This window comes from Dietzia sp. CW19 (genome assembly GCF_014145265.1).
Classification (GTDB): Bacteria; Actinomycetota; Actinomycetes; order Mycobacteriales; family Mycobacteriaceae; genus Dietzia; species Dietzia natronolimnaea.
Genome location: NZ_JAALEE010000339.1, coordinates 1 through 4628, shown reverse-complemented (window position 1 = coordinate 4628; position 4628 = coordinate 1). Strand labels below are relative to the sequence as shown.

The 4628-nt window shown below is 71.7% G+C and carries 6 protein-coding genes; 5 read left to right on the top strand and 1 reads right to left on the bottom strand.

The window, feature by feature from the left end; genetic code table 11:
* The 4 genes from G6021_RS10545 to G6021_RS10530 all read left to right on the top strand — a co-directional run.
* Positions 1-999: FAD-dependent oxidoreductase (locus G6021_RS10545; protein ID WP_182641249.1), on the top strand; the 999-nt coding region annotated here is incomplete at its 5' end.
* The gene (locus tag G6021_RS10540) at positions 996-1478 is read left to right on the top strand and encodes an SRPBCC family protein (protein WP_182610558.1); all 483 of its coding nucleotides are present in this window, start codon (positions 996-998) and stop codon (positions 1476-1478) included. The genes G6021_RS10545 and G6021_RS10540, both read left to right, overlap by 4 nt.
* Complete coding sequence (locus G6021_RS10535) at positions 1475-2164, top strand: class II aldolase/adducin family protein (RefSeq protein ID WP_179523238.1); 690 nt, start codon at positions 1475-1477, stop codon at positions 2162-2164. The genes G6021_RS10540 and G6021_RS10535 overlap by 4 nt, the downstream gene beginning before the upstream one ends.
* The gene (locus tag G6021_RS10530) at positions 2161-3105 is read left to right on the top strand and encodes a sugar kinase (RefSeq protein WP_182641248.1); all 945 of its coding nucleotides are present in this window, start codon (positions 2161-2163) and stop codon (positions 3103-3105) included. Before G6021_RS10535 ends, G6021_RS10530 begins: the two co-directional genes overlap by 4 nt.
* Before the next feature lie 179 nt (positions 3106-3284).
* On the opposite strand, the gene G6021_RS10525 is transcribed toward G6021_RS10530, so the two are convergent.
* Positions 3285-3509 (bottom strand): hypothetical protein, encoded by a 225-nt coding sequence (locus tag G6021_RS10525; protein ID WP_179523236.1) that lies wholly within the window; start codon positions 3507-3509, stop codon positions 3285-3287.
* A 119-nt stretch (positions 3510-3628) separates the two neighbouring features.
* On the opposite strand from G6021_RS10525, the gene G6021_RS10520 reads away from it, so the two are divergent.
* Positions 3629-4552 carry an SDR family oxidoreductase gene (locus G6021_RS10520; protein WP_179523235.1) on the top strand — a complete coding sequence of 308 codons (924 nt, stop codon included), beginning with the start codon at positions 3629-3631 and terminating at the stop codon, positions 4550-4552.
* Positions 4553-4628 lie beyond the last annotated feature (76 nt).

Below are 4628 nucleotides of genomic sequence, written 5' to 3'. Positions count from 1 at the left end.
GTGGCCGCGCCGTGGGAGCATCCCGACGCGGGCCGGTTGGACGCGCAGAGTCTCGCCACCTGGCTGCGGCGCGGCGCGATCGGCGCCGGCGGGGTCGAGTTGATCGACACCCTCCTCGGTTCGGCGTTCGGGGCCGCGGCGTCCGAGGCCTCGGCGCTGTACGGCCTGGCGTATGTCGCGGGCGCGGGTGACGAGATCCACCCGGGCTCACTGGACCGGATGATCGGCGTGGCCGGCGGGGCCCAGGAGTCCCGGGTCGTGGGCGGTTCGCAGGTGATCTCGCAACGCATGGCCGAGGAACTGGGCGACTCCGTCACCCTCGGCGCCCCCGTCCGGCGGATCGAACACCGTGCCACGGGGGTCACCGTCACCACCGACGCGGGGTCCTTCGACGGCGAGGAGGTGATCGTGACCGCGCCACCCCACCTGGCCGCCGAGATCGAGTGGAGCCCGTCGCTGCCCGCCCACCAGGACGCCCTGTTCCGCAGGATGGCCTTCGGCACCCTCATGAAGTGTGAGGCGATCTACGAGCGCCCGTTCTGGCGGGAGGACGGACTCTCCGGCCAGGGCGTCTTCCGCGGGGGCGGTACCCCGGTGTGCTCGATGTTCGACAACACCCCGCCGAGCGGCTCACCCGGGATCCTCATGGGGTTCGTGGGGGGAGCGGGGTGGCGGAAGTGGGCGCCCCGTCCGGCCCGGGAGCGCGGCGGGGCGGTCCTGCAGAGTTTCGCCCGGGTGGTCGGGCCCGCGGCGCTGGCGCCTGTCGGATACTTCGAGAAGGACTGGACCGCGGAACGCTGGACCCGGGGTGGCCCGACCGCTGTCCTCGGCCCCGGCGTCCTGACCACGCTCGGTCAGTGGCGCGACCGGCCGCTCGGCCGAGTGCACTGGGCCGGTGCCGAACACTCCGACTACTGGAACGGCTACATGGACGGCGCGGTCCGCTCCGGGGAGGCCGCCGCCCGCGCCGTGATCGCACACTCAGGAGGACATCCGTGACACGTCTGACCGTTTCCGTACAGCAGCGACTCGCAGCCCCGGTCGAGGACATCTGGGCCGTGATCGACGACACCTCCCGGTACGCCGAGTGGGTCGACGGGGCCCTGGAGGTCACCGCCCACCACGGTGCGGCGACCGTGGGCGAGACCTATTCCGAGCGGAACCGGACGATCGGGCCGCTCACGACGCGGTCCGTGTGGACGGTGGGGAAGGTCGAGCCGCGGTCCCTCAGGGTCGACTCCGGGACCGGGTTCGCGCCGTTGCACGACATGGTCAACACCTTCCGCTTCGAGCCGCTGGGCGCCGAGGCCACCCTGATGACGTACCGGGTCGACTGCCGGGTCGGGCTCGGCCCCCTCGGCCGCCTCGTCGCGCCGGTTCTCGAGAAGTCGCTCACCGGCCAGTTCCGCCGGTCCATGACGACGCTCGAGAGCGTCGTGCACGCCGAACGCGGCATCGATCAGGCTGGTGGGCTGTGACGACGGAGTCGTCGGGATCCCGTGGGCAGTCGTCGCGGGCCCGCGAGCACGTCGCCGCCACCGCCAGGCGACTGGCGGCCGAGGGGCTGCTCATCGGCACCGCCGGAAACGTCTCGGCCCGGGTGGACGACGGGCGGATCGCCGTGACCGGCACCGGGGTGGTCCTGGCCGACTGCCGTGCCGAGGACGTCACCGTGGTCGGCGCGACGGGCGAGCACGTGGACGGCCGACTGGCGCCGACCTCCGAGCTCGGGCTGCATCTGGGGATCTACTCCGGTACTCAGGCGGGGGCCGTCGTCCACACCCACGCCCCGTTCTCCACCGCCGTCTCCTGCGTGACCGGGATGGACGCGCTGCCCGTACTGCACTACCAGCAGTTGCTGCTGGGCGGGGAGATCCGGGTGGCGCCCTACGCGACCTTCGGAACCCCCGAGCTCGCGGACCTCGTCGTGGACGGCCTGCGCGACCGGCAGGCGGTCCTGATGGCCAACCACGGCTCGGTGACGGTGGGCTCCTCCCTCGACAAGGCCCTCGACAACGCGCTGTTGCTGGAGTGGCTGGCGGCCCTGCACGTCCGCGCGAGTGGGGTGGGCACACCACGACCCCTCACCGAGGCGCAGCAACACGACGCGGTCGTCCAGGCGATCACCCTCGAGTACGGAACCACCAAGGAGAGCCCGCAATGACCGACATCTCATCCATGACGATCGCGACGGTCGGAGTGCACGTCCTCGACGTCCACGCGATCGGGATCGAGTCCATCCCGGAGGGCTCCGCCGGGGCCCTCGTGGACACCATCGCCTTCTCACCGGCCGGGACCGCGGGGGGCACCGCGGTGGTGCTCAGCCGCCTCGGGGCCGGGGTCCGCAGCATCGGTGCGGTCGGCGCCGATTCGATCGGGCGCACCCTGACGACCCTGTTGAGCGGGGAGGGGGTCGACACCGGTCGCCTGGTGACCAAGGCGGACGCACAGACGTCCGCCTCGGTGATCCCCGTGCGCCCCAACGGGGACCGGCCGGCGTGGCACTGCATCGGCGCGAACGGCGTGTTCACCCTGGACGACATCGACGACGACGCGCTCGAGGGGCTCACGCATCTGCACCTGGGTGGACCGGAGTTCCTGGGCGGCCCGGCGGCCGGCGAGCTGCTCGCCCGTGCCCGTGGGAAGGGGATCACCACGTCGGTCGACATCCTGGCCGACGGCGACCCCGGAATGCTCGAGTGGATCGCGGACGCGCTACCGCACGTGGACTACCTGCTGCCCAACGACGACCAGGTCCGCGGCTTCACCGGCGCCGACACGCTGGCCGAGGGGGCGCGCATGCTGATCGAGCGCGGGGTCGCGTGCGTGGCCCTCACCGCGGGCGCCGACGGCGCGCTCGTCGTGACACCGGACGAAACCATCGCGGTACCCGCCTTCGCGATCGACGTCGTCGACACCACCGGCTGCGGGGACTCGTTCTCCGCCGGATTCCTGGTGGGGCGTCATCTCGGTCGCGACCTGCGGGACTCCGCCGTCCTCGGCTGCGCGGTCGCGGCCCAGGTGGCCCGGGGGCTCGGGACCACCGCCGGCATTTACGACCTCGATTCGGTGATCGAGTTCGCCCGATCGGCTCCGACCGGCTGACCGCGAAGGCCGGCCTCGATGGGATGGCCACAACTACGACGGGCCGGCCACAACCACGACCGGCTGACCGCGAGGGCCGGCCTCGACGGGATGGCCACGACCACGACGGGCCGGCTCCCCACCGCATCGACGCGGTGGGGAGCCGGCCCGTCGGGCTCGGCTGCGTGGCCTGAGTCAGGTCAGGCGACGCCCGTGCCCTCGTCGGCCGCGGGGGAGGTGTTGGTGCCACCGTCGTTGATCTCGAAGCGGGTCCACTTACCGTCCATGTCGACCTCCATGGCGTAACCGAGAGCATCGTCGGGGACCTCGACCGTCTTGAACCAGTCGTAGGCCTTGGTGTCGTCGGCGAACTCCTTCTCATCGATGACGTTCTGCTCGGGGTCGATCACGCGGTAACGGGGCATGCCCACTCCTTCGGTTCGGGTGACGTGTGTCGTGTCCGCATTCTGGGGGATCGAGCGCCCACTCGCATCCGGTCGCCGGGGGCGTACGGTCGGGAGTCCAGACGACCAGGGAGGCATCCGTGACCACCGATCCGACAGTTCAGTCCTCTGACCAGCCCGGGCATTCCGTACTCGTCGACCCGACGACCAAGTACCAGATCGAGGTGCCGGTCCAGCAGCAACCGGTTCCGGGGTTGGCCTCCGAGATGGACCCTCCCGCCGACCACGGGGAGGACACCTACGTGGGTCACGGCCGGCTCACCGGGCGGCGTGCACTGATCACCGGCGGTGACTCCGGGATCGGCCGCGCCGTGGCCATCGCCTACGCACGCGAGGGCGCCGACGTGGCGATCGGCTACCTGCCCTCTGAGCAGTCCGACGCCGACGACGTGGCCGAGCTCGTGCGCGCGGCCGGCCGGACCTGCGTCCTGCTCCCCGGCGACGTCGGTGACGAGGCCGTCGCGCGCGGGATCGTCCGCGACGCCGTCGCGGGGCTCGGCGGTCTGGACGTGCTCGTGCTCAACGCCGCCCGGCAGACCTTCGTCGAGCACCTGGAGGACCTGTCCTCCGAGCAGTGGGCCGAGACGATGAACGTCAACATCTCGGCGCCTTTCTGGATGATGCAGGAGGCGCTCGCCCACCTGCAGCCCGGATCGAGCGTGATCTTCACGTCCTCGGTGCAGGCGTACACCCCGTCACCGGGGCTCGTGGACTACGCCACCTCGCGCGCGGCGGTCAACACCATGTCCAAGTCGCTCGCCCAGCAGCTCGCACCGCGCGGCATCCGCGTCAACGCCGTCGCGCCCGGTCCGTTCTGGACAGCGCTCCAGGTGAGTGGCGGCCAGAAGCCCGAGAAACTGCCGATCTTCGGGCACAAGAACCCGCTGGGCCGGCCCGGACAACCGGTCGAGATGGCGGGCGCGTACGTGTACCTGGCCTCCGACGAGTCGTCCTACACCACCGGGAACACGCTCTCGGTGACCGGCGGCGCGCCCACTCCCTGAGCCGGCCCAACGCAGCCGCACGCCGGGATGGCGTCTCGCGTGAGCCGCGGTGCGGGCGAGACGCCATCCCGGCGTG

Coding starts and splice junctions, on each gene's coding strand:
- G6021_RS10530 (WP_182641248.1), top strand. CDS start 2,161: ATGACCGACATCTCATCCATGACGATCGCGACGGTCGGAGTGCACGTC.
- G6021_RS10525 (WP_179523236.1), bottom strand. CDS start 3,509: ATGCCCCGTTACCGCGTGATCGACCCCGAGCAGAACGTCATCGATGAG.